The following is a 23,938-nucleotide window of genomic DNA, read 5'->3' as shown; positions in this document are numbered from 1 at the left end:
AGCGCGCTGGCGCTCAGCCGGGCGGCCCGCTGGGCGTGGCGCGTGCCAGGTGGCGGATGTGCTCGAAGTCCAGCGCATCGAGCGCCTGCCGCACGGCAGCGACCAGCGCCGCATGGTGCGCGTCGTGTGCAATCCGGTCGGCCCACTCGTGCAGGTCGGTCCAGCGGCCTTCGCGCGCGAGCGTTTCGAGTTCGGCGCGCATCGCATCGGGCAGCGGCGCGATGCCGGCGATGGGGCGCGTGCGCCGCCGCGAGCCCGCCGTTGCCAATGGGGTCAGGGCCGGCAGCGGCGCGGACCTGGAGGCGGTGGGCACCGCGGTCTCGGGGGCCGCGTCGACCACCACTGAGAAGCGCAGGCGCGTGCCCAGGTGGCGCTGGCTGTCGAGCTGCAACTCGCCTCCCATCCGCGTGACGATGCGCCGCGCGATGGCCAGGCCGAGCCCGTGGCCGTCGGCCTTGGCGCCGGCCCGCTCGAAGGCCTGGAACACGCGCTGCTGGTTCTCGGGGTCGATGCCGACGCCGCTGTCCCAGACCTCGACGTCCAGCCGCCATTGCAATGGTGGCGACGATGACGTCGTGGCGTGGGCCTCCACGCGCAGGCCCATCTGCCCATTGCGCGTGAACTTGGCGGCGTTCGACAGCAGGTTCAGCAGCAACTGCTGAAAGCGCTTGCTGTCGAGGGCCACCACCGGCGGCAGCGTGCCGGGGCGTTCGAGCACGAAGCGGTTGTCCTGGCGCTGCGCGAGCGCGGCGGCGTATTGCGCGATGTCTTCGATCAGTGCCGGCAGCCGCACCGGCCGGGGCTCGAAGCTGAAGGGCAGCAGCTCGCCCTTGGCGTATTCGAGCAGGTCGTCGATCAGCGAGAGCTGGTAGCCGGCGCTGCGCTCGATGGCCTGCAGCTGCTCGGGCTTCGAGCCGGCTTCGCTGCGCAGCATCCGCGCATGGCCGACGATGGTGGCGAGCGGCGCGCGCAGGTCGTGGCCGATGTAGGCCATGAGCCGGCTCTGCTCGCGCGCGTGGTGCTCGGCCTGTTCAAGCGCGGCATTCAGCGCATGCGTCTTGCGCGTCACTTCTTCGTGCAGGCGCTGCTGCTCGTGCGTCTGCCAGTGCATCAGCGTGCGTTGCGCGTCGCTGCGCTGGTGCGAGAGACGATGGGTCCAAGAGGCGAGTGCCACCAGCCCGACCAGCAGGCCCGGAAAGCCGAGCGCGTAGGCATCGAGGCCCGGCAGCGCACTGGCTGGCAGTGACAGTTCGGCCAGCCGCAGGCAGGTGCCGAAGGCGACGACGGCCATCACCGGAAAAGCCAGCTTGCCGCCGGGCCCCGCGCGCCGCATGTAGAGAAAGCTGCTCACGCCGAGCGCGAACACCAGCAGCAGCGCGTTCAGCACGCCGATCCGTGCGAACGGGGCATAGGTGCCGAACGATGTGCCGAACACCACCACGCATTGCACGCCGGTCAGCAGGACCAGCACGCGCAGGCCGGGCGGGCGTACGGGGCCGCGCCGTGCGAGGGCGTACAGGTACACCGCCATGGTCAGCACGCAGCAGCCGGCCAGCACGCCCGCCGCGCGGTAGCTCCACTCGGGGCTGTGGGGCCACAGCGCCAGATGAGTGTGGCCGCGGTAGGTGCCTTCGTAGAGTGCGACCAGCGTGAAGCCCAGGCTCTGTGCCGCCATCGGGAAGGTGCGGGTCTGGCACCACAACGCGAGCGAATACACCGCGAGCACCAGCAGCCCGCCGATCAGCAGGCCGTCGAGCAGCGCATGGCGGCTTTCGGATTCGCGCCAGCTGTCGGCCGTGTGCAGCCAGGGGCTGAGCTTGACGCTGTTGAGGCTTTGCACGCGCACCAGCACGCGCGCGCTTTCGCCGGGCTGCAGGTCGAGGTCGAGCGTGGGCACGCGGTCGGATGGGGCGTCCTGCGGCACGGCCAGGCCGGCTGCCGTATGAGTCCAGGTTTGCGGCTGCCCGTCGTCTGCGCCCGGCCCTTGCCGCAGCACGTGGAAGTCGACGCGCTGCAGCCAGGTGGCATCCATCACGAAGCGCATCGCCCGGACCGCGCGGCTGTCATTGGCCAACGTGAAGCGCAGCCAGAAAGCCGAGTTCGAGAAGCCGGGCCGCATGCGCGCGGGCGTGCCGGGCAGGAAGCCGCCGGGGCCGTCGCCTGCGAGTGCATCGACCGATTCGCGCGTCAGCCGGGTCGTCGGGTCTTCGAGCCATTCGACGTCGTTGTCGAGCATGGCCGGCAGGGTCTGCATGGTGCCCAGGCGAAGGGCGGCCGCCTGGGCGGCTGGCAGCAGGCACCACCCGCAGGCGGCGCACAGCAGCGCCGCGACCCAATGTCGCGCGGCCATCGCGGCGTTCAGGCGCGGGGTGCCGCGTCGGTCTCCGCGACGCGAAAGCGCGCGTTGCGGAAAGCGGCGGGCGTGGCGTCGAAGCGCTCGCGGAAGGCGGTCGAGAAATTGGCGGCGCCCGAGAAGCCGACCTCGAGCGCCACTTCGTCGATGCTCAGTGCGGACGACAGCAGCAGGCGCTGCGCCTGCTGCAGCCGGGCTTCGCGCAGGAACTCGAAGACGCTCTGGCCGGTGCGTTCGCGGAACGCGCGCGACAGCCGCTTTTCATGCGTGCCCACGCGCACCGCGATCTCGGCCAGCGACGGCGCGCGCGACAGGTTCGACAGCAGCACGCGCTCGGCCGCCTGCGCGATCACGCGGTCGGCCTTGTCGCGGCCGGCACTGCCGGCGTCGGCACCCTCGGCATCGACGTAGACCACCTCGGTCTCGTCGGTCGTGTCGATTGTTCGCTTGCTATCGGCCAGGCTCAGGTGAATCGCCACGCGCGCCAGCACCTCGGTGGCTTCGTAGGGCTTGAGGATGTAGTCGACCGCGCCTTCGCGCAGGCCCGTCAGCCGCTCTTCGACCGAGCCGGAGGCGGTCACGAAGATCACCGGGATGCGCGCCGTCGCTCGGTCGGCCTTGAGCAGCCGGCAGGTGGCGTAGCCGTCGATGGCGCCCATGCGCACGTCGAGCAGGATCAGGTCGGGCAGCAGCGCCGTGGCGCGGCGGTAGCCCTGCATCGCATCGAACGCGAAGCTGATCCGGTGATCCGCGCCGCGCAACGTTCCCAGCAGCACCTGTAACTCATCGATGTTGTCGTCGATGAGCAGGATGTGCGCGCGCTTGGTGGGAGTGGACGACCAGTAGGACATGCGGCCGAGCGTAGGGGTGTTCCGCGGAAACCCGATGTGACTAAGTTCACATTTGTTTGCAATAGTAAATAAGTGTCAGCTGGGGCAAAAGCTTCGCACCGGCGCGCAAAAACCGGGCAGGCACCCCCTTTCAAGAATCCCCCCTTTCTCCGGACGGCCACCCCGCACGCAGCGGTGTTTTGGAACGCATCCGGCCGGTCGACGCATCACGAGGGACGGGGATGTTCAGGAATACAAAAAGCTTGTCGGGCGCGCACGCACAACGTCGCACCTTCTCACTGGCACGGGCGGCGATGTCGCTGGCGGGGCTGCTGTTCGCGGTGGCGGCGCATGCGGCGCCGCAGATCTCCAGCCTGGTCCACGCACCGGACATCCTGCCCGCCGGCGGCACGGTGACCAGCACCGTGACCGTCGCCGAAACCGACAGCCTGCCGATCGGCGCGCCGGGCATGTCGTTCACCTACACGATTCCCGCGAACGCGATCTACATGGGCACCGGCGCGGTGCCGGTGGGCAGCTGCACGGCCGACGTGCCGGTGGGCAGCGCCGGCCCCGGCACGCTGACCTGCTCGGGCATCACGCTCGCGGCCAACCAGCTGCGCGCCTTCGAGGTGCTGCTGCGCACGCGCACGCAGGGCACGCTGAGCGTGACCGCCACGCCCAGCGACGGCGGCGCGAGCGAAACCAAGACCATCACCGTGAACCAGGGTGCCGACGTCGCGGTGACCATCAACGCCCCGGTCAACGCGGCGAGCGGCGCGACGGTACCGATCGTCTTCACGCTCACCAACAACGGCCCCGACACCAGCACGGGATCGACGCTGACCTACCCCATTCCCACGGGTTTGACAGTCTCGGGCACGGGCCTGCCCTCGGGCTGCGCGATCGGCGGCAGCCTGCTGACCTGCACCGTGCCGGCCATGCCGGCCACCGCGGGCGGCAACACGCGCACCTTCAGCATCAACGGCACGGTCACCGCGGGCGCGGGCTCGACCATCACACACCAGCCGGCCGTGGCGCCGAGGGGTGCGATCGGCGACGGCGTTTCCACCAACAACACCATCACCGCCAACACCACCGTGACGGCCGGCTACGTGCTCGCGCTCGCGAAGAGCCACAACGGCGGCCAGCTGCTGGTGGGCCAGCGCTTCGACTTCCGGTTGAGGCCGAGTTTCAGCGGCAGCCCGCCCACCGGCGTGACGCTGAGCGACACCATCCCCGCCAACTTCGCGATCCAGTTGCCGATCAATGCGTCCGCCGGCTGGACCTGCTCCGTCAGCGGCCAGACGGTGAGCTGCACGCGCAGCAACATCGGCGGCAACAACGGCGCCAACGTGGCGCTCGGCAACATCGTGATCCCGGTCATCGCCATGACGGCTGGCACCGGCGTCGTGAACGAGGCCACCGTGAGTGCGACCGGCCCCGTCGCCAGCTCGGCCACCGGCAGCGTGCCGGCCGACGTGGCGGTCTCGGCCACCGACTTCCGCGCCGACAAGCGCCGCAGCTGGCCGCAGAACAACGTGCCGCTGGGCCAGGCCTTCGACTACGAGGTCGGCAGCACCAACCTTGGCGGCACGCGCCTGCTGACGGGCAGCACGATCCAGCTGGTGGACGACCTGCCGTCCGGCGTGCAGATCAACAGCGTCACGCAGCGCGACGGCTACACCTGCACGGTGACCAAGGGCGGCGCCACCGTGGTCCCGACGCCCGCCACCCCGGTGCCCGGCCCCGCCACGGTGACCTGCACGCGCACGCTCACGGCCGACATCGGCGTGGACACGTCGGGCGCCAACGGCGCGCGCAACGGCGGCTACATCATCGTGAACGCCACCATTCCGGCACTGCCCCCGGGCGGTGGCCAGATCGTCAACAAGATGTGCGTGAACGTGGCGCTGCCCGCCGCGGCACCCACGCTCGGTGCCGACCCCGACGCCAATACCAACAACGACTGCGCGAGCCTGGGCACCGGCGTGAACGACAACTCCACCGCCGCCGACGTGAAGGTGCTCAAGCGCGTGGTGGGCATCGGCGACAGCGCCGGCAACCGCCAGATCGCGGGCCAGAACATCACGTGGCAGATCGAGGTGGTCAACGCCGGCCCCTCCGAGGCGCAGAACGTGGTCGTCACCGACACCTTCGCGCAGGTGATCGGCGCCGGCAGCGTCTCGCAGACGGCCAACGGCGGCACCTTCGCCGGCACCTGCGCGCTGCCGGCCAACGGCGGCGGCTTCGGCAGCGCCTCGCTCTCCAACTGCACGCTGTCGACCCTGCCGGTCTGCCGCGCCAGCACCGACCCTGCGAGCGCCTTGCCGCTGTGCCCGGTCATCCAGGTCGTCGCCAAGCACTATGGCGACGGCGCCTCGGCCGCCGATCACGGTTTCCAGATCAACAACACGGCCAATGCGCTGGCGACCACGCCGGCCGATCCGAACCTGGCCAACAACGACGGCAACGCCACGGCCTACCTCTTCGCGCGCAGCGACGTGACGGTCACCAAGTCGGTCAGCCAGACCTCGGTGCCGGTGGGACAGCTGCTCGTCTACACGCTCACGGCGCGCAACCTGAGCCTCACGGAGGGCAGCCTCGGCCGCGCCTACGACGTGCACGTGGTCGACACGCTACCGGCCAACCTGATGTTCATCTCGGCCACCGCCTCGGGCGGCGGCAGTTGCACCACGCAGCCGAGCACCACGCAGCCCACGGGCACCGGCACCACCAACAACAGGCTCGAGTGCGCTTGGACCTCGCTCGACCCCAACGTGCAGCAGACGGTGACGGTGCGTGCGCGTCCGCTGTACGTGTTGAACGGCGTCACGGTGACCAACGCCGTGCAGATCAGCACGGCAACGCCCGAGACCAACATCGCCAACAACAACGCCGCCGTCCCGGCGACGATCACCGCGCCGTCGTACGACCTGGTGGTCACCAAGCGCGATGACGTCGACCCGGTGAACGTGGGCGACGACGTGGGCTACACCATCACGGTGTCGAACAACAGCGCCTCGACGGCGGAAGACGTGCGCATGGTCGACCTGCTGCCGCTGCCCGGCCCGAACGGCGAGGCGCCGCCCACGCTGGTGTCGGTGACCTCTCCGAGCGGCACCACCTTCGCGCTGGCCAACGGCGCGGCCATCGGCTCGGCCGGCGGCCAGATCGTGTTCACCATCCCGACGCTCGGCGGTTCGGGCGCCACCTCCACCGGCGAGCCCAACACGCTGCAGTTCCGCGTGGTGCTGCGCGGCGTGTCGCGCGGCACCTTCCAGAACAACGCCAGGGTCGACTTCTTCGACGCCGCGCGCAATGCCTTCGACCCCGTGCAGGGCAACAACGCGGTGGCCGAGAACACCACCTTCCGCTTCAAGGCCGACGTGCAGGTGGTCTCCAAGACCGCCGTTATGGCCAACACCGCCACGCCAGTGACCACCGCGTCGTCGGCCGTGCCCTTCGACTGGCTCGTGCAACTGCGCAACAACGGCCCCGACAGCGCCGAGACCACCAGCTTCACCGACACGCTGCCCGCATCGCTGGTGCTGGCCGGCACGCCGGTGTTCACCGTCACGGGCGGCAGCTTCACGCCCGTCGCGCCCACCTGTACCGGCGTGGCCGGTGGCACCGCAGTGAGCTGCGCCATCACCTCGATGCCGGCCAACGGCACGGCCACCGTGCGCATTCCCGTGCGCTTCAGCGGCACGCCGCCGGCCAACGGCACCGTGCTGACCAACCGCGCGCACATCGTCACCACCGGCTCGGGCGACACCAATGGCGGCACCGATCCGAACGGCGGCAACAACTTCAGCGATGGCAGCGTGACTGTGCAGAACAGCGCGCTCTCGGGCCGCGTGTACGAAGACCTGAACGGCAACGGCCTGATCGACGGTGGCGAGCCCGGCATCGCCGGCGTGACCCTCCGCCTGAGCGGCACCGACAGCGGGGGCAACGCCATCGCCCTCACGACCACCACCGACGCCAACGGCAACTGGAGCTTCACGGTGCCAGCGGGCACCTACAGCGTGGCCGAAGACCAGCCCGCGGCCTATCTGCCCGGCATCACGAAGGCGGGCACCGTCACCGGTACCGGCAGCACGCCCGGCACCGTGCCGGCGGGCGCGTCGAACGGGCCGAATGGTTCCAACGCCAACATCATCAACAACATCGTGCTCGGCACGGGCGGCACCTCCACGGCCAACAACTTCGGCGAGGTGCGCGCATCGAGCCTGGCCGGCCGCGTCTACCAGGACGCCGACTACAACGGCGCTTCCAGCGCGGGCGACCCCGGCATTGCCGGCGTGACCGTCACGCTCACGGGCACCGACATGTACGGCAACCCGGTGTCGCTGACCACCACGACGGCGGCAGGCACCGGCAACTACGCCTTCAACAACCTCACGCCCGGCAACTACACGCTGACCGAAACGCAGCCCGCGGGCTTCGCCGATGGCAGCGACGCGGCCGGCACCGCCGGCGGCACCGTGGCCAACGATGTCGTGAGCGCCATCGCCTTGCGCTCGAACGTCAATGGCACCGGCTACGACTTCGGCGAACTGCTCACCCGCGTTTCGGTCCGTGTGTTCGTGGACGCCAACAACGACGGCATTCCGCAGGCCGGCGACACCGGCATCCCGAATATGGAGCTGCGCCTGACGGGCACCGACGCCGCGGGCAATGCGGTCAGCATCCTGGCCGTGCCCTCGGGCGCCGCGGGCAGCTACGAGTTCCGCAACGTGCCGCCTTCGGGAGCGGGTGGCTACACCATCACCGAGACGCAGCCGGTCAACTACGCACCGGGCAAGGCCAACGCCAACGGCCACCCCGGCACGCCGCAGGGCGGCGGCAACGTCATCACCGGCGTGACCGTGGCCGGCGGCAGCAACGTGCCGCTGACGCAGGGCGACTATTACTTCGGCGAGCTGCTGCCTGGCGGCATCTCGGGCCGCGTGTACTACGACCGCGACGGCAACGGCGTGCAAGGCGCACCCGCCACCGAACCGGGCATCGCGGGCGTGACCATCACGCTCACGGGCACGGACGTGAACGGCCAGTCCGTCTCGCGCACCACCACCACCGACGGCAACGGCGACTACAGCTTTCCGAACCTCGCGCCCGGCAACTACACCGTGACCGAGACGCGGCCGCAGGGCTACCTGCCCGGCATCACGCATGCCGGCAACGTCAGCGGCGCGGGCAGCGCCGCGGGCTCCGTGCCCACCGGCGGCAGCGGCGTGACCAACGGCCCCAACGGCTCGAACGCCAACGCCATCCAGAACATCGTGCTCGGCGCCGCCGGCGCGGGCTCGGCCGGCAACAACTTCTCGGCCGTGAAGCCCGTCAGCCTTTCGGGCTACGTGTATGCCGACGTGGCACCGCCCAACGGCGTGCGCGACAGCGGCGAGCCCGGCATCGGCGGCACCACCATCCGCGTGACCGGCACCGACTTCCTGGGCAACGCGGTCGACCGCACCGTGCAGACCGCCGCCGACGGCCGCTACCTGGTCGACGCGCTGACGCCCGGCATCTACCAGATCGACGAGACGCAACCCGCCGGCATGGCCGATGGCCCCGAGTCGCTCGGCACCGTGGGCGGCGCGCCGCGCGGCACCGCCAACCCCGGCAACGTGAACGACCGTTTCGGCGGGCTCGCGCTGGTGTCGGAAGACGCGGGCATCGACTACAACTTCGGCGAGCGCGGCGGCCAGATCGGCGGCTGGGTCTACGTCGACACCAACAACGACGGCATCCGCCAGGCGGGCGAGCCGGGCATTCCCGGCGTCACGCTCACGCTCACCGGCCGCACCTCGGGTGGCCTGCCGGTCAATGCCACGGTGGTCACCGACGCCAACGGCCGCTACGCCTTCACCGGCCTGCTGCCGGCCGACGCGGCGGGCTACACCGTGCGCGAGACGCAGCCCGTGACCTATGCCGATGGCCTCGACGCGGTCGGCACGCTCGACGGCGTGCCCAGCGGCACGCTGGGCAACGACGTCATCAGCGCCATCGCCTACCGCGGCGGCAATGGCGACAACTACAACTTCGGCGAGCGCGGCGCATCGCTGGCGGGCACCGTCTACAACGACGCCAACCGCAACGGCACCCGCGAGCCGCAGGACTTGCCGATCGCCGGCGTGACCATCACGCTGACCGGCACCGATGCCGCGGGCCAACCGGTCACGCGCACGGCCGTCACCGGCGCCGATGGCCGCTACGAGCTGCCCGGCCTGCCGTTGCCCGGCCCCGGCGGCTACACCCTCACCGAGACGCAGCCCGCGGGCTACGACGAAGGCATCGCCGTGCCGGGCACGCTGGGCGGCACCGCGCAGGGGCCGAACCAGATCCACGTGAGCTTCAACTCGCTGAACGCCAACGGCACCGGCTACGATTTCACCGAGCACAGCAACCAGCCCGCCTCGCTCACCGGCAACGTGTGGTTCGACCAGAACCACAACCGCAACCGCGACAGCGGCGAGGGCGGCGGCGAAGGCTGGACGGTCGAGCTGATGCGCTGCGGCGACGGCGGCAACGCCTGCGCCGAAACCGCAGCCACGGTGCTCTACAGCGTGACCACCGGCGCCGATGGCGGCTACCGCTTCGGCGACCTCACGCCCGGTGAATACCGCGTGCGCTTCCGCTCGCCCGACGGCCGCGTGGTCGGTGGCGTGTGGCCGACCGACGCGGCGCAGAACGGCGCCAACGGCCCGTACCCGACGCCGCCTGCGAGCGACCCGCGCTTCACCATCAAGGTGCGCGTGAACCCCGGCGCCAACGTGCAGAAGCAGGACTTGCCGTACGACCCGGGTGGCGTGGTGTACGACAGCGTGAGCGGCACGCCCGTGCCCGGCGCGGTGGTGCGGCTGGTGGGCCCGCCCGGCTTCGATCCGGCGCAGCACCTGTTCGACGGCCGCGACAGCTACACCACCGGCCCCGGTGGCTACTACGACTTCTTCGTGCTGCCGGGCGCACCGGCCGGCGAGTACAAGCTGGCGATCACGCCGCCGGGCAACTACCTGCCGTCGTCGATCTACCCGGCCGCCGTGGGCGCGCTCGGCACGCAGTCGTGCTCGGCACCCGCCAACGGACCCGTGCCCGCGCAGACCAACCCCTGCGTGGTGAGCCCCGGCGCGGCGCTGGTGCCAGGCGCCGGCTACTACCTGCTGTTCCTGCGGCCGGCCGGCGGCGGCCAGCACGTGGTGGCCAACAACATTCCGCTCGACCCGTCGGACGCCACGCTCATCGAGCTGCGCAAGACCACCTCGAAGCTCACCGTGAAGAAGGGCGAGCTGCTGCCCTACCGCATCACGGCGCGCAACACGCGCGGCAACCCCGTGCCGGGCGTGGCCGTGGTCGACACGCTGCCACCGGGCTTCCGCTACATCCAGGGCTCGATGAGCGTGCGCATCCTGCCGGGCGGCGTCGCGCTGCCGGTGGTGCCGCAGGTCAACGGGCGCCAGCTCATCGTGCCGGGCCAGAACTTCGCGCCCAACGAAACGCGCGAATACCTGATGGTCGCGGGCGTGGGGGTCGGCGTGGGCGAGGGCGAGTTCGTCAACCAGGTCATCGCCACGCAGGGCGTGGGCGGCCGCGTGCTGTCGAACCTGGCCACCGCCACTGTGCGCGTGGTGCCCGATGCGCTGTTCGACTGCACCGACGTGATCGGCAAGGTCTACGACGACAAGAACGCCAACGGCTACCAGGACGAGGGCGAGCCCGGCATTGCCAACGTGCGCATCGCCACCGTCAACGGCGTGCTGGCGACGACCGATGCGCAAGGCCGCTACCACATCGCCTGCGCCGCCATTCCGAAGGAAGGCACCGGCAGCAACCTGGTGCTGAAGCTGGACGAACGCACGCTGCCTTCGGGTTTCCGCACCACCAGCGAGAACCCGGCCGCCGAGCGCGCCACGCGCGGCAAGGTGCTGAAGATCAACTTCGGCGCCACGGTGCACCGCGTCGTGCGGCTCGCGCTGCAGGGCACGGCCTTCGACGACGGCAGCGCCGAGCTGCGCGCCGGCTTCGTGCCCGAACTCGACCGCACGGTGAACGTGCTGGCCGAGAAGACCTCGGTGCTGCGCCTGGCCTACAAGGCCGCGCCCGGCGAGGCCGAAGCCCTGGGCCGCCAGCGCGTCGATGCGGTGAAGGCCGCCGTGCTCGCGCGCTGGAAGCAGTTGGGCGAGCAGCGCGCGCAGCGCAAGGAAGAGCCGCTCTTCAACCTGGACGTCGAGGTCGAGCTGACGCCCGCCACCGCGGAGGCGGCAAAGCCATGACGCGAGGCCACACGAACGCCATGAACCGCCCCTCCACATCGAACACGTTCCAGCGAGCCGACATGAGAAGAAGACAGCTTCCTAAGCGCGTGGCCCTCGCGGGCGCCGTCACCGCCGCCTGCATGAGCATGGGGCTCGCCCTGGCGCAAGAGAGCGCCGTGCGCGGCCGTATGGTCGACCACGCCGCCGCCGATCCGCGTGCCGTGGACATCGACGGCACGCGCCACCTGCCGCGCAGCAGCGAGCGCGAATTGCCCAAGGCCACCTTCGTGCTCGGCGACGCGCGCGAACCCGCAGCGCCCGCTGCCGCGCCCGTTGCGGCGACCACATCGCCCATCGAACGCAGCGACACCGGCACGCCGCACTTCGAGTCCGGCGCGGACGGCCTTGCCCCGGCCGATCGCGCGCAACTCGACCGCATCGCTGATCAGGTCAAGGGCCGCGACGGCCTGCGCTTCGAGATCGTCGGCCACACCGACACACAGGCCCTGAGCGCCCGTTCGCGCGAACGCTTCGCCGACAACCGCGCGCTGGGCCAGGCCCGCGCGCAGCAGGTCGGGCGCTACCTCACGCAGCGCCTCGGCCTGCCCGATGGCGCAGCCGCCGCCACCTCGCGCGGCCCCGACGTGCCCGTGGCCACGCCGGCCACCGACCCGGCCAACTGGGCGGCCAACCGGCGCGTCGAAGTGCGCGTGTACTGGCGCGATGCGCCCGTGGCGGTGGCCGCGCCCGCACCGGCGGCCGACCCGGGCGTGTGCCGCACCTTCACGGCCATCGGCACCGACGACGCGCCGCTGCGCCTGAGCGTCGATGGCCAGTTGCTCACGGCCGACGGCAAGGGCCCGTCCACCGCAGCGGGAGAGGGTGCCACCAGCGCCGATCGCCAGCGCTGTGTCGACGTGCAGCTCGAACGCAACCAGCTTCGCCTGCAGTACGACAACCTCTCGCAGCCGCGCCGCCTGAGCGCGACCGCATGGCCCACCACCGTGGTGGCCGGCGACACCGTGCGCTTTGCCGGCTACAGCAACTACCTGCTGTTCACCAGCAAGGCCGAGCTGCGCATCTTCACCGCCAACGACGTGATGCAGCGCCGCCTGCTGGCCACCGTGCCGCTCGATGCCGCGCTGCGCGGCGAATGGCAGGTGCCCGAGGGGCTGCGCGACCGGCTGGCCGCCGGTGCGGCCGGCAAGCTGTTCTACCGCGTGCGCGTGTACGACCGGCAGGGCCGCTTCGACGAAACCGACGACCTCTCGCTGTCGGTGGCCGAGCGCCACGTGCCCGACGCGACCACGCCCGACGTGGCGCGCGAGCTGCTGCGCGCCTACGGCCAGAACAACATCGCCATCGCCAACATTCCGTTGAGCGCGGGCACGGTCACCGCGAGCGGTGCCGCCATCCGCCCCGGCGAGACGGTGCGCGCGCTCGGCTTCGCCGTGCCGGTGGACGAAAGCGGGCGCTTCGTGTTCCAGCAACTGGTGCCGCGCCGCGTGCAGACCGGCGAGATCGCCGTCACCGATGCGCAGGGCGCCACGCGTGCCTACCGCCGCGACTTCGACCTACCGAAGAGCGACTGGTTCTTCGTGGGCCAGGCCGACCTGACCGTGGGCACCAACAGCGTGAGCGGCCCGGCCGCGATCATGACCAACGACAAGAACCGCTATGGTGGTGGCGGCTGGAGCGAAGGCCGCATCGCGGGCTATGCCAAGGGCCAGCTCAACGACCGCTGGACGCTCACGGCCAGCGTCGACACCGAGGAGCGGCCGCTCAAGGAGCTGTTCCGCAACCTCGACCGCAAGGACCCGACCTCGCTGTTCCGCCGCTTCGACCCCGAGGATTCGTGGAGCACCTTCGGCGACGACTCCACCACCATCGAGGACGCGCCCACGCAGGGCCGCTTCTACCTGCGCGTGGACGACGGCCGCTCGCAGGCCATGTGGGGCAACTTCAAGCTCAACTTCGGCGACACCGAGCTGACCCGCGTGAGCCGCGGCCTGTACGGCTTCTATGGCCGCTACCTGGGCGAGGAGTCGACGTCGTTCGGCGAGGCGCGCCTGAAGGTCGATGCCTATGCGGCCGAGCCCGGCACGCTGGCCGCGCGCGAAGAGTTCCGCGGCACCGGCGGTTCGCTCTACTACCTGCGTAACCAGGACATCACGCGCGGTGCCGAGCGCGTGACGCTGGAGATCCGCGACAAGGACTCCGGCTTCGTGCTCAAGCGCACGCAGCTCGTGCCGAGTTCGGACTACGAGATCGACTACCTGCAGGGCCGCGTGCTGTTGTCGGCACCACTGCCCAGCCTGTCGGACGACGGCTCGCTGGTGCGCGCCGGCGGCTTCACCGGCATGCCGACCTACCTGGTGGTGGACTACGAATACACGCCGCTGACCACCTCGCTGAGCACGCTTGCCGTGGGCGGGCGCGTGTCGTGGTGGGCCAACGACCACGTGGGCGTGGGCGTGACCGCCTCGCGCCAGGACCAGATCGGCGCCGACCAGCGGCTGGCCGGCGTCGACGTCACGGTGCGCAAGACCGAGACCACCTACGTCAAGGGCGAGTTCGCGCGCAGCAAGGGGCCGGGCACCGGCCAGCTCGACTCGCTCGACGGCGGCTTCAACTTCAGCGGGCGCAACGGCGCCGTGGGCACCGGCAACACCCGCCTGGGCAACGGCCCCACCGGCAACGCCAACGCGTGGCGGCTGGAGGGGCAGGCCGACCTGGCCGACTTCGACATCCGGGGCGGCGGACGCATCAGCGCCTATGCGCAGTCGCGCGATGCCGGCTTCTCGGCGCCGGGCCAGTACGCGAGCAACGCCACGCGGCAGGTCGGGCTGTCGGGCACCGTGCCCTTCGGAGAGAAGGGCGAGAACGGTGAGCTGCGCCTGAAGGTCGACCGGCGCGACGAACGCAACGGCTACAACAGCAGCGTGATCGACGCGCAGTACGGCCTGGCCCTGTCGCCCGAATGGAAGCTGGGCCTGGGCCTGCGCTACGACGACAAGACCGGCGACGCGCTCATCACCAGCCCTTCGCTGCCCAGCACGCAGGCCGTGTCGGGCGAGCGCGCCGACGCGGCCGTGCAGCTCGAATACACCGGCAACGACCGCTGGAGCGTCTACGGCTTCGCGCAGAAGACATTGCGGCGCACCGGCACGCGGCTGGACAACGACCGCATCGGCCTGGGCGGGCGCTACCGCTTCACCGACAAGCTGGCGCTGCGCGGCGAGCTTTCGACCGGCGACGGCGGGCTCGCGGGCAAGGCCGGCGTCGACTACCAGTACGACGACCGCTCCAGCGTCTACATGACCTACGTGGCCGACACCGGCCGCACCGACGAGAACCTCATCGGCCGTGGCGGCAGCCTCGTGACCGGCGTGCGCTCGCGCGTGGGCGACGGCCTGACGATGTTCACCGAGCATCGCCACGCCACCGGTGCGCAGCCGGGCCTCACGCATGCCTACGGCGTGCAGTACGCGCCCGACACGCGCTGGACCTTCGGCGTCAACTTCGAGAACGGCTGGGTCGGCGCCGAAACGCTCGGCGCCACCCGCCGCCAGGCCATCGCCTTCACGACGGGCTATTCGAGCGAGCGCCTGAAGTACAGCGGCGGCCTCGAATACCGCAGGGACCGCACCTCGGCCGAGTCGCGCACCAGCTGGCTGCTGAAGAACTCCTTCACCTGGAAGGTGGACGACGACGCGCGCTGGATCGGCAAGCTCAACTGGGCCGACAGCGACAGCACCACCGGCAACCTGGCCGCGGCCAAGTACACCGAAGCCATGCTCGGCTACGCGCTGCGCCCCGCGCTGGACGACCGGCTGAACCTGCTCTTCAAGTACACGTACCTGTACGACCTGTCGTCGCCGGGCCAGGTGGTGTCGGGCGGCGGGCTCGATGCGAACCTGGGCACCACCGTGTCGACCACCGGCATCGACTACCAGCAGCGCAGCCACGTCTTTGCCATCGACGCCACCTACGACATCGACCCGCGCTGGACCATCGGCGGCAAGTACGCCTGGCGGCTCGGCGAGCTGCGCGCCAGCCGCGACAGCTCGGCGCCGTGGTTCAAGAGCTCGGCGCAGCTGACCGTGCTGCGCGTCGACTGGAAGCTGGTGCGCAACTGGGACTGGATGCTCGAATGGCGCTCGCTGCGCGCGAAGGAACTGAAGGACCGCAAGAACGGCTGGGTCACGGCCGCGTACTACCACGTCAACGAGAACCTGAAGGTGGGCGTGGGCTACAACTTCACCGACTACTCCGACAACCTCACCGACATGAGCTATCGCAGCAAGGGGTGGTTCCTCAACGTGCTGGGCAAGTTCTGAGCCAATGGCGCGATAGGGCGACGGCCTGACGAACCGCATGCACGAGGCGCGCGGCGTGCGAAGCGGAAGTCAGGCCGCTTCGGGTCGACATCGCGCGGGCTCGTGCCTTGCGGCGGGCTGCGCGTCGTTGCCGTCGTCGTCGCTGAACACGGTGCCCGGCGGGTCCGCCGGGGCGCCGAGCGCAAAGATCCGGGCGCGCATCCGGGACTCCGCATTCAGCCTCGCCGGCCACAGCAGCGGCAGAGCGACCAACCCCACGCCCCAGGCGCCGACGCAGGCGTAGCAGGAAACGAGAGACTGCATCGCTGGGAACCTCCGTATCAGTGGCACGTGCATGCCGATGAAGGGGCCGGAAGGCCACTGTAGGTTCGCTCCAGAAGAAGGGCAACTGGCCAGTCGGCCTAGGCGCATGGACGGGTGCGGCCCGGGATTCCACCAAGACGCTTCTACCCGATCTTATGCAACAATGTTGCAATAGATACGGCAAAGGTATACACCGTCGGCCCGGAGGACGACGTGGCGCGGGCGATGGCAGACGAAAGTGTTCCGTCGTGCGCCCGACATCCACAGGCCGCGTGCCCATGGGTTGGCACAGCCGTTGCTTCAAACCGTACCGCGTGGGTTTCCGGAAACAGCCGGTTCGCTCGGCATCGCTGCCTTTGGTGGGGCGCGTGCCGCATCCGATCCGTCGATCCCGCGCACTTCAAAAAACGAGAAGAGCAGGGAGGGTTCGTGAAAGAAGCAACCAGCGAGGGCGCGAGGCCCTGGCAAGACATCGTCGTGGTCGACGACCTGTTGCCCCTCGAGGAACAGCGAAACCTTCACACCTTTCTTTCTTCGGGCAACTGGTCGCACGGCTGGCGCTCGCACGACGGCGATGCCGTCCAGGGCTTCTGGCACAGGCACTTCGCAGGAAGCCTCGACGCGGCCGAGGCCAGCGCGTCGCCCGATGTCGAGGCCGAGCTGGCGCGCAACGCACCCCCGGCCGATGCGCTCTGGCAGCGGCTGAAGCGATCGAGCCTCGCGGGCCATGCACTGGAGCGCTGCTACGCCAACGGGCTGCCTTACGGCTGCGACGGCGCCACGCACACCGACTCCCTGGAACGGGGCGCCTGCACCGCCGTCTATTACCCGCACGCGCAGTGGGACCCGGATTGGGGCGGCGAGACCCTGATCTTCAACAAGGACAAGAGCGACATCCTGGCCGCCATCTATCCGAAGCCGAACCGGCTGCTGATCTTTCCCGGCTTCGTGTTTCACGTGGCCCGCGGCGTCTCGCGCACCTGCCCCGCGATGCGCATCACCCTGATGTTCAAGACGCGCCTCGTCCTCTGAGTGGACGCGCGCGAAATGGCGGGCGGCCATCCGTGGCGAACCGCCGTTTCATTTTGTTCCGCCATCCGACGGGCGGTTTTTCGTCGGCCTCCAACTCCAACAGGGAACAAGAAATGAAGGTGCCTCCGTTTCGCAGAAATGTCTTTTGTTCGTGCCTGATGCTGCTGTCGATCTCGTGTGCGAACGCGCAGCCGGCCAGCTACCAGGACCCAGGAAAGATCGGGGACCCCGAAAGCTGGCGCACCGGCGAGTTCAATGCGGAATGGGGGCTGGCCGCGATGAAGGCGCAGTACGCCTACGCGGCCGGGTACACGGGCAAGAACATCACCATCGGCGTTCTCGATTCGGGTTACTACGACAAGCATCCGGGGCTGCCGTCCAGCCGCTTCATTCCGGTCACGAGCGACGGGATCTCGGGTGTGCTGAATGCGAAGAACAACAACCACGGCACGATGGTCAGCGGCACCATCGGCGCCGCGCGCGATGGGAAGGACATGCACGGCGTCGCGTTCAATGCGACTGTCTACGAGGCCAACACGAACGCCACGGACGGGTTTCTGTTCGGCGTGTCCGATCCCAGCTTTCCGAAGTCCGATGCCAAGTACTTCTCTGCCGCCTACGACGCGCTGGCGGCCAAGGGCGTGCGCATCATCAGCAACAGCTGGGGCTCGCAGCCCACAAGGGGCCCGAATCGCGAGGACTACAGCACCCTGAACAACATCATCGGCGCCTACTGGCTGCACGAGAAATATCGCATCGCCAACAACGGCCAGGGCACCTGGCTGGACGCGGCGATGAAGGTATCGAGGAACGGTGTCGTCAACAACTTCAGTGCTGGCAACACCGGCTACGACAACGCCAGCCTGCGCGGCTCGCTGCCGTACTTCCACCCCGAGCTGGAAGGCAACTGGATGACGACCACCGGCTACGCCAGGCAGCAGGGGCAGGTCTACAACAAGTGCGGTATCGCAAAGTACTGGTGCGTGGCTGCGCCCACGGGAACGTCGTCCACCAGCTACTCCGGGAGTGCGACCAAGCCGAACCCCACCTACGCGAGTTTCAACGGAACGTCGGCTGCGGCACCGCATGCGTCGGCGGCGCTGGCGCTGATCATGGAGCGCTACCCCTTCATGACGAACGAACAGGCGCTGACAGTGCTGTTCACCACGTCCCAGAACATGGAGGTGGACACGAGCAAGCCGATCATCAAGGGCGACCCCGTGGTGTTCGGCGACATCACGCCGCTGAAGATCAGCAGCAGCAAGGTGCCCAATGCTGTCGTCGGCTGGGGCCTCGTGGATCTGCAGAAGGCCATGAACGGTCCGGCCCAATTTCTCGGCCGCTTCGACTACAACCTGCCGGGCGGGCAGAAGGACGTCTGGAGCAACGACATTTCCCAGGAGGCCATCGTCCAGAGAAGGGTGGAGGAGCAGGCCGAGGTCGATGCATGGCAGGCGGGCAAGACTCCGGCGCCGGCAGCCACGGCGGACGATCAGACCAAGTTCGCCTACAAGGTCGCGGCCGACCGCGTGGCCTACCTCACGAAGAAGCTGGCCGACCCCACCGCCTACGAAGCAGGCCTCACCAAGAGCGGCGCCGGCCAGCTCACCCTGCAGGGCAACAACACCTACACGGGCGAGACGCGCGTCAATGGCGGCGAACTGGTGATCGACAAGGCCGCCTCCATCGTCTCGGCATCGGTCGTCAACAACACGGGCCTGCTCACGGTGAACGGCACCGCGGGCGATGCCACCGTCAACGCCGGCGGCACATTGCGCGGCACGGGCTCGGTGGGCACAGCCACCATCGCCGCGGGCGGCACCGTGGCACCGGGCAACTCCATCGGCACGCTGACGGTGCGCGGCGACTTCCTGCAGGCGGCCGGATCGTTCTATCAGGCCGAAGTGGCGCCCGGCGGTGCGAGCGACCGCATCGTGGTGGGTGGCAAGGCCATCCTGCAAGGCGGCACGGTGCAGATCGTGCGCACCAGCGACGCGCCCTTCGTCTTCGGCCAGCGCTACAACCTGCTGACGGCCACAGGCGGCATCGTCGGTACCTACGCCGGCCTGTCGGGCGATGTGGCGCCCATCTCGTTGTTCGTCGGCCCGAAGCTGAGCTACGACACCGCCGGTGCCTACCTGGACATCGCCCAGGTGGCGCCGTTCGCCGCGGCAGCCGGCACGCGCAACCAGGCCGCCGCCGCGATGGGGGCGGACACCCTGCCTGACGCCAGCAGCCTCAAGCTGGCAGTGCTGAACCTGCAGACCGGCGCGCAGGCGCGCGCGGCCTTCGACCAGCTCGGGGGCGAGCTGCATGCCTCGGCCAAGACTGCATTGATCGAAGACAGCCGCTTCGTGCGCGAAGCCGTGCTGCGCCGCCTGCGGTTCGCGTCCGAGGCCAATGGCGACGCGTCGCAGGCACGTGGCAAGGATGCGCAGACGCTGGCGAGCGTGCCCGGCCGCTATGGCGTGTGGGGCCAGGCCTTCGGCTCCTGGGGGCATGCGGGCGGCGACGGCAATACCGGCAGGCTCTCGCGCTCCGCGAGCGGCTTCATGGGCGGTGTCGACGGCCCGTTGTTCGACGAAGGACGCATCGGTGTCGTGGCCGGCGTGAGCCACACCAGCTTCGATGTGCAGGACCGGCAGGCCTCGGGGTCGAGCGACAACTACCACCTGGGCGTCTATGGCGGCACCGAGCAGGGGCCGCTGGCCGTGCGTGGCGGATTGGCCCTTACGTGGAACGAGCTGTCGACCCGCCGGTCGGTGGCGTTCCCGGGCTTTGCCGACAGCCTGCAGGGCAGCTCCCATGCGCGCACGGCGCAGGCATTCGGAGAGCTGGCCTACAAGCTGAAGGCGGGCAGCGTGGATGTCGAGCCCTTCGCCAATCTCGCGCATGTGAACCTGTCGAGCAGCAAGCTGCGCGAGCGGGGTGGCCTCGCGGCGCTGTACGGTCAGGGCGCCAACACCAACGTGACCTTCAGCACGCTCGGTGCGCGGACGTCGATGGACTTCGATCTCGGCGGGATGAGTGCCACGGCCCGGGCTTCGCTGGGCTGGCGGCGCGGCTTCGGCGACCTCACGCCGCAGATGACGTCGGCGCTGCTGGGCAGCGCTGCATTCACGGTGACCGGCGTGCCGGTGGCCAGGAATGCGACGCTGGCCGAGCTCGAACTCGACCTGCGCGTGGCGCCGCGTGCGACGCTTCGCGTGGCCTACAGCGGGCAGTTCGCCTCGAAGATGAAAGACCAGTCGGTCCGCGCCAGCCTCGACTGGAAGTTCTGATGATGTGCCGGGGCGTGCGCGCCGTCGGCGTCACGCCCCGAACGACATGAGCGGCACGCCTGCGTAGGCGAGCCTGAACGCAAGAAGGATCAACGCGACGTAGCCGCCCGCCGCCAGCCACACGGCGACGCGGCCGAACGGCAGGCGCAGCATGGCGATCAGCGCGCCGGCCAGCGGCAGTATCTGCTGCGCGTGCACGCCAAGGAAGTGCGCCACGCGCAGATCGCCGCCGGTGGCCGACCATCCCACCAGAGGCAGCACGGCGCCGCCAGCGATCGCGCCGATGGTTGAGCCGTGGTGCAGGCTGATGGCAATGCCACCACCGGCACCGCCCACGAAGGTCAGCACCAGGCCCAGCACGACCGCCAGCCTGTAGGCCGGTGCGAGCGTATCGCCGTGCCGCGCCACCAGCCGTGCGAGCGGCAATGCCGTGGCGGTGAGCGACAGCGCACCAATGCCCATCAGGGTGAACATGACGGCGTGGAAGGTCGAGTCTTCGTTGAAGTGCGAGGCCTGCCCCAGCGCACCCTGCAGCGTGATGTAGGCGACCTCGAAGAGGCCCGTCGCGATCACGATCGCAACAATCGCGCGTTCGGTGCGCGATCCGCGATGCATGCGCGGCAGGTCGCCGAGCAGCCATGCCGTCGTCAGCGCATAGAGGCTCACCGACGCCATGAACTTCAGCGGCTTGACCCACACGCCCGTGCCCACGCCGGGGAGCGTGCGCGGATCGAGCCACGCCGCCAGCAGCGCGGGCACCATCGCCGCCAGCAGGATGCCGCCGAACCAGGCCAGCTGCGGCTGTCGTCGGTGCAGCTCGCGCGCCAGCCACGCACACCAGGGCGCCACCCGCAGCGCCAGGAAGGCCAGCAGGCCCACCGGGCCGAACAGGAAGGTCAGCACGAAGCAGGGAAGGAGAAGAAGCGGCGCGATGCCCGCGCGCTCGCCTTCGCGCGCGATCCAGGTGCCCACGAACAGATCGAAGGCAAGGTAGTGGAACCACCCCGCCGTGAGCAGTGCCGGTTGCTGGAACAGCGCATGCACCGCCGACAGCGAGCCGTAGCCGCCACCCGGCGCGGAAGACCAGTAGGTGGCCATGAGCCACCAGTACGCCAGCCCCAGTCCCACGGGAATGACGATGCCGGTCAGCGCCCAGATGGCGGGCTTGGCGCGACCGAGCCAGGGCGCGGCGCCAAGGGCGGCCCAGGCGGGGAGGGCGACAGTGCTGCCCGCGCTGAAAAGTGAATCGAACATGGTGGCCTCGCGTGCGGAAAAGAAGATCGGGTCGGATGAAACTGGCGATATCTTGACGGTGTTTAGATGAAAAATCCAGAAGAATTTGAACGGTGTAAAGTTCTACCGATGCAGACCCCCGAAAACCAGCAGTCATGACGGCACGAAAAACGGCGAGCGCTCCGGCGCCCTATCACCACGGCGACCTGCGCGCGGCGCTGATCGCGGCTACCGAAGTCCTGCTGGCCGAACGCGGTGTCGAAGGCTTCACGCTGCGCGAGGTGGCGCGCCGCGCGGGCGTGTCGCCGGCCGCGCCGCTGCATCACTTCGGCAGTGCGGCAGGCCTGCTGACCGAGGTGTCCATCCTGGGGTTCGAGGAACTCACGCGCTGCCTGCGCGAGGGCACCGCCACGGGCGGCAGCGACCCGGCCGCAAGGCTGCGCGGCCAGGGCATGGGCTATGTGCATTTCGCGTTGACCTACCCCGGGCGCTTTCACCTGATGTTCCGCAAAGACCGGCTGGTGCAGGACGAAAGGCTCAAGGTGGCCGGCGACGCGGCCCTCGGCGAACTTGAGCTGGCGGTGCGCGACTACACCGGCTGGGGCCACAAGAAGCCGCTGAACCGCGCGACGCAGGCCACGCTGCTGGCGGCATGGTCATCGGTGCATGGCTTTGCGCATCTCGCGCTGGACGAGAAGTTCGGCGAGCTGGCCGGCACGGAGTGCACGAAAGACTTCGTGGGCGGGATGCTGCCGGAGATATTGCGGCAGCTCTGGCCCTAGGCCTGAAGGGTTCCCAGCGGAGGCAGCCGCTGCATGATGGTCTGCGCCTTCACGATCGAGGTGTTCGTCTCGGCCTTGCTGGCGATGCGGTCAAGAATCCGGTCGAGCTGTTCGAGCGATTGCAGGTACAGCCGCGCCACAAAACAGTCTTCGCCCGTGACCTTGTCGCACTCGCAGAACTCCGGCGTGTTCTCGATCAGCTTCTGCACCGCCTGCAGTTGGCCCGGCAAGGGCCGGATGCGCACGATGGCCTGGAACTGGTAGCCGAGGGCCCGGGGGTTGATCTGCACGGTATAGCCGCGGATCACATCGCGTTCTTCAAGGCGCCGCAGCCGCTCCGCGACGCTGGGCGAAGACAGGCCCACCTGCAGCGCGAGTTCCTTGAGCGACATGCGGGCGTTGGCGCCGAGCGCCTTCAAGATGTCCTGATCGATCGCGTCCAGCATGGCTTGAGTCTCGGTTGATTCGTCGGTGTGCCTGATTTTCCATGGCAATCGGGCGGTTTCGCCTTTCTAAAAGCATGTCCATTTGCCGCAAAAGGTGGCACGCTCGGTGTTCCCTTCACACATCGGGTTCTCATGCAGATGAAGCTTCGCGGCGCGCTCGAAATGAGCGCGGCCATGGTGATCTCCGGAACCATCGGATGGTTCGTCGTGCGGGCCGCGCAGCCGCTGGTCGACCTGCTTTTCTGGCGCTGCGTGTTCGGTGCGGCCACGCTGTGGATCGCATGCGCCGCCTTGGGCGTGCTGCGCCGGGGCCTCACGCCCCGGACCTTCGCCCTGGCGGCGCTGGGCGGCGTGGCACTGGTCGTCAACTGGCTGCTGATCTTCGCGTCTTTCACGCACGCGTCCATCTCGATTGCCACGGCGGTCTACAACACGCAGCCCTTCATGCTGGTCGCGCTCGGCGCGCTGATGCTGTCGGAGCGGCTCACCGCCACGAAGATCGGCTGGCTCTGCATCGCGTTCGCCGGCCTCGTGCTGGTGGCGCAGGCCAAGCAGGGTGGCGGCGCCGACGACGGGGCTTACGTCATCGGCGTGCTGATGGCATTGGGCGCGGCCTTCTGCTACGCGGTGGCTGCCATCGTCGCGAAGAAGCTCGACGGCATGGCGCCGCACCTGATCGCGCTGATCCAGTTCTGCGTGGGCATCGTCATGCTCGCGCCCTTCGCCAACCTGAAGGCGCTGCCGACCGATGCGGGAACGTGGGGCATCCACCTCACCATGGGCGTGATCTACACGGGGCTGGTGTTCATCCTGCTGTACGGCGCGATCCAGAAGCTGCCCACCACGGTGGCCGGTGCGCTGTCGTTCATCTATCCGCTGGTGGCGATCGGTATCGACTACGTGGTCTTTGGCCAGCGCCTGACGCCGGCCCAGATCGTCGGCGCGGCGGCCATCCTGATCGCGGCGGCCGGCATGACCTTCGGATGGACCTTGCCCGGCCTGTCGCGAAGGCGGGCCGCGCCGCAGAAGGGTTGAGCGCGGGCCGCGACCGACAGACACGCACCAGGCCCGATGGCCGTG

The 23,938-nt window shown here is 69.4% G+C and carries 11 protein-coding genes; 6 read left to right on the top strand and 5 right to left on the bottom strand.

Going from position 1 to position 23,938, the window contains the following annotated elements; all coding sequences use genetic code 11:
• Positions 1-13: 13 nt before the first annotated feature.
• Together ACGLHS_RS09835 and ACGLHS_RS09830 are read right to left on the bottom strand one after the other, a co-directional pair.
• The gene (locus tag ACGLHS_RS09835) at positions 14-2,350 is read right to left on the bottom strand and encodes an ATP-binding protein (protein WP_394479152.1); all 2,337 of its coding nucleotides are present in this window, start codon (positions 2,348-2,350) and stop codon (positions 14-16) included.
• A gap of 8 nt (positions 2,351-2,358) precedes the next feature.
• On the bottom strand, positions 2,359-3,204 hold the full coding sequence (locus ACGLHS_RS09830; protein ID WP_394479150.1) for a helix-turn-helix domain-containing protein: 846 nt from the start codon (positions 3,202-3,204) through the stop codon (positions 2,359-2,361).
• Between the two features lie 242 nt (positions 3,205-3,446).
• On the opposite strand from ACGLHS_RS09830, the gene ACGLHS_RS09825 reads away from it, so the two are divergent.
• Positions 3,447-11,459, top strand: a complete 8,013-nt coding sequence (locus ACGLHS_RS09825) for an SdrD B-like domain-containing protein (protein WP_394479148.1) — start codon at positions 3,447-3,449, stop codon at positions 11,457-11,459.
• 62 nt (positions 11,460-11,521) lie between these two features.
• On the top strand, positions 11,522-15,781 hold the full coding sequence (locus ACGLHS_RS09820; protein WP_394479146.1) for an OmpA family protein: 4,260 nt from the start codon (positions 11,522-11,524) through the stop codon (positions 15,779-15,781).
• Positions 15,782-15,850: 69 nt separating this feature from the next.
• On the opposite strand, the gene ACGLHS_RS09815 is transcribed toward ACGLHS_RS09820, so the two are convergent.
• Positions 15,851-16,084 carry a hypothetical protein gene (locus ACGLHS_RS09815; RefSeq protein WP_394479144.1) on the bottom strand — a complete coding sequence of 78 codons (234 nt, stop codon included), beginning with the start codon at positions 16,082-16,084 and terminating at the stop codon, positions 15,851-15,853.
• Between the two features lie 429 nt (positions 16,085-16,513).
• Between ACGLHS_RS09815 and ACGLHS_RS09810 the strand changes: the two genes are divergently transcribed.
• Positions 16,514-17,116, top strand: coding sequence for a 2OG-Fe(II) oxygenase (locus ACGLHS_RS09810; RefSeq protein WP_394479142.1), 603 nt, complete (start codon positions 16,514-16,516; stop codon positions 17,114-17,116).
• A 158-nt stretch (positions 17,117-17,274) separates the two neighbouring features.
• Positions 17,275-20,397, top strand: a complete 3,123-nt coding sequence (locus tag ACGLHS_RS09805) for an autotransporter domain-containing protein (RefSeq protein ID WP_394479886.1) — start codon at positions 17,275-17,277, stop codon at positions 20,395-20,397.
• 30 nt (positions 20,398-20,427) lie between these two features.
• On the opposite strand, the gene ACGLHS_RS09800 is transcribed toward ACGLHS_RS09805, so the two are convergent.
• Positions 20,428-21,651 carry an ABA4-like family protein gene (locus tag ACGLHS_RS09800; RefSeq protein WP_394479140.1) on the bottom strand — a complete coding sequence of 408 codons (1,224 nt, stop codon included), beginning with the start codon at positions 21,649-21,651 and terminating at the stop codon, positions 20,428-20,430.
• A gap of 134 nt (positions 21,652-21,785) precedes the next feature.
• Here ACGLHS_RS09800 and ACGLHS_RS09795 point away from each other — a divergent pair, with 134 nt between their 5' ends.
• Positions 21,786-22,412: a TetR/AcrR family transcriptional regulator gene (locus tag ACGLHS_RS09795; protein WP_093237933.1), complete on the top strand. Its 627-nt coding sequence runs from the start codon at positions 21,786-21,788 to the stop codon at positions 22,410-22,412.
• On the opposite strand, the gene ACGLHS_RS09790 is transcribed toward ACGLHS_RS09795, so the two are convergent.
• Complete coding sequence (locus ACGLHS_RS09790; protein WP_394479138.1) at positions 22,409-22,858, bottom strand: Lrp/AsnC family transcriptional regulator; 450 nt, start codon at positions 22,856-22,858, stop codon at positions 22,409-22,411. The genes ACGLHS_RS09795 and ACGLHS_RS09790 overlap by 4 nt on opposite strands.
• A gap of 132 nt (positions 22,859-22,990) precedes the next feature.
• On the opposite strand from ACGLHS_RS09790, the gene ACGLHS_RS09785 reads away from it, so the two are divergent.
• Entirely contained in the window at positions 22,991-23,893 is a 903-nt protein-coding gene (locus ACGLHS_RS09785) for a DMT family transporter (RefSeq protein ID WP_394479136.1), read from the top strand.
• Positions 23,894-23,938: the final 45 nt, after the last annotated feature.

Source organism: Variovorax sp. VaC1 (assembly GCF_043658315.1).
Taxonomy (GTDB): domain Bacteria; phylum Pseudomonadota; class Gammaproteobacteria; order Burkholderiales; family Burkholderiaceae_C; genus Variovorax.
The sequence above is the reverse complement of the archived record's forward strand: the minus strand, read 5'-3'. Positions and strand labels throughout refer to the sequence as shown.

Bases quoted from the DNA above. Each gene is read 5' to 3' on its own strand.
- ACGLHS_RS09815 (WP_394479144.1), bottom strand. From the start codon at position 16,084: ATGCAGTCTCTCGTTTCCTGCTACGCCTGCGTCGGCGCCTGGGGCGTG.
- ACGLHS_RS09790 (WP_394479138.1), bottom strand. From the start codon at position 22,858: ATGCTGGACGCGATCGATCAGGACATCTTGAAGGCGCTCGGCGCCAAC.
- ACGLHS_RS09795 (WP_093237933.1), top strand. From the start codon at position 21,786: ATGACGGCACGAAAAACGGCGAGCGCTCCGGCGCCCTATCACCACGGC.
- ACGLHS_RS09805 (WP_394479886.1), top strand. From the start codon at position 17,275: ATGCTGCTGTCGATCTCGTGTGCGAACGCGCAGCCGGCCAGCTACCAG.
- ACGLHS_RS09835 (WP_394479152.1), bottom strand. From the start codon at position 2,350: ATGGCCGCGCGACATTGGGTCGCGGCGCTGCTGTGCGCCGCCTGCGGG.
- ACGLHS_RS09800 (WP_394479140.1), bottom strand. From the start codon at position 21,651: ATGTTCGATTCACTTTTCAGCGCGGGCAGCACTGTCGCCCTCCCCGCC.
- ACGLHS_RS09785 (WP_394479136.1), top strand. From the start codon at position 22,991: ATGCAGATGAAGCTTCGCGGCGCGCTCGAAATGAGCGCGGCCATGGTG.
- ACGLHS_RS09830 (WP_394479150.1), bottom strand. From the start codon at position 3,204: ATGTCCTACTGGTCGTCCACTCCCACCAAGCGCGCGCACATCCTGCTC.
- ACGLHS_RS09820 (WP_394479146.1), top strand. From the start codon at position 11,522: ATGAGAAGAAGACAGCTTCCTAAGCGCGTGGCCCTCGCGGGCGCCGTC.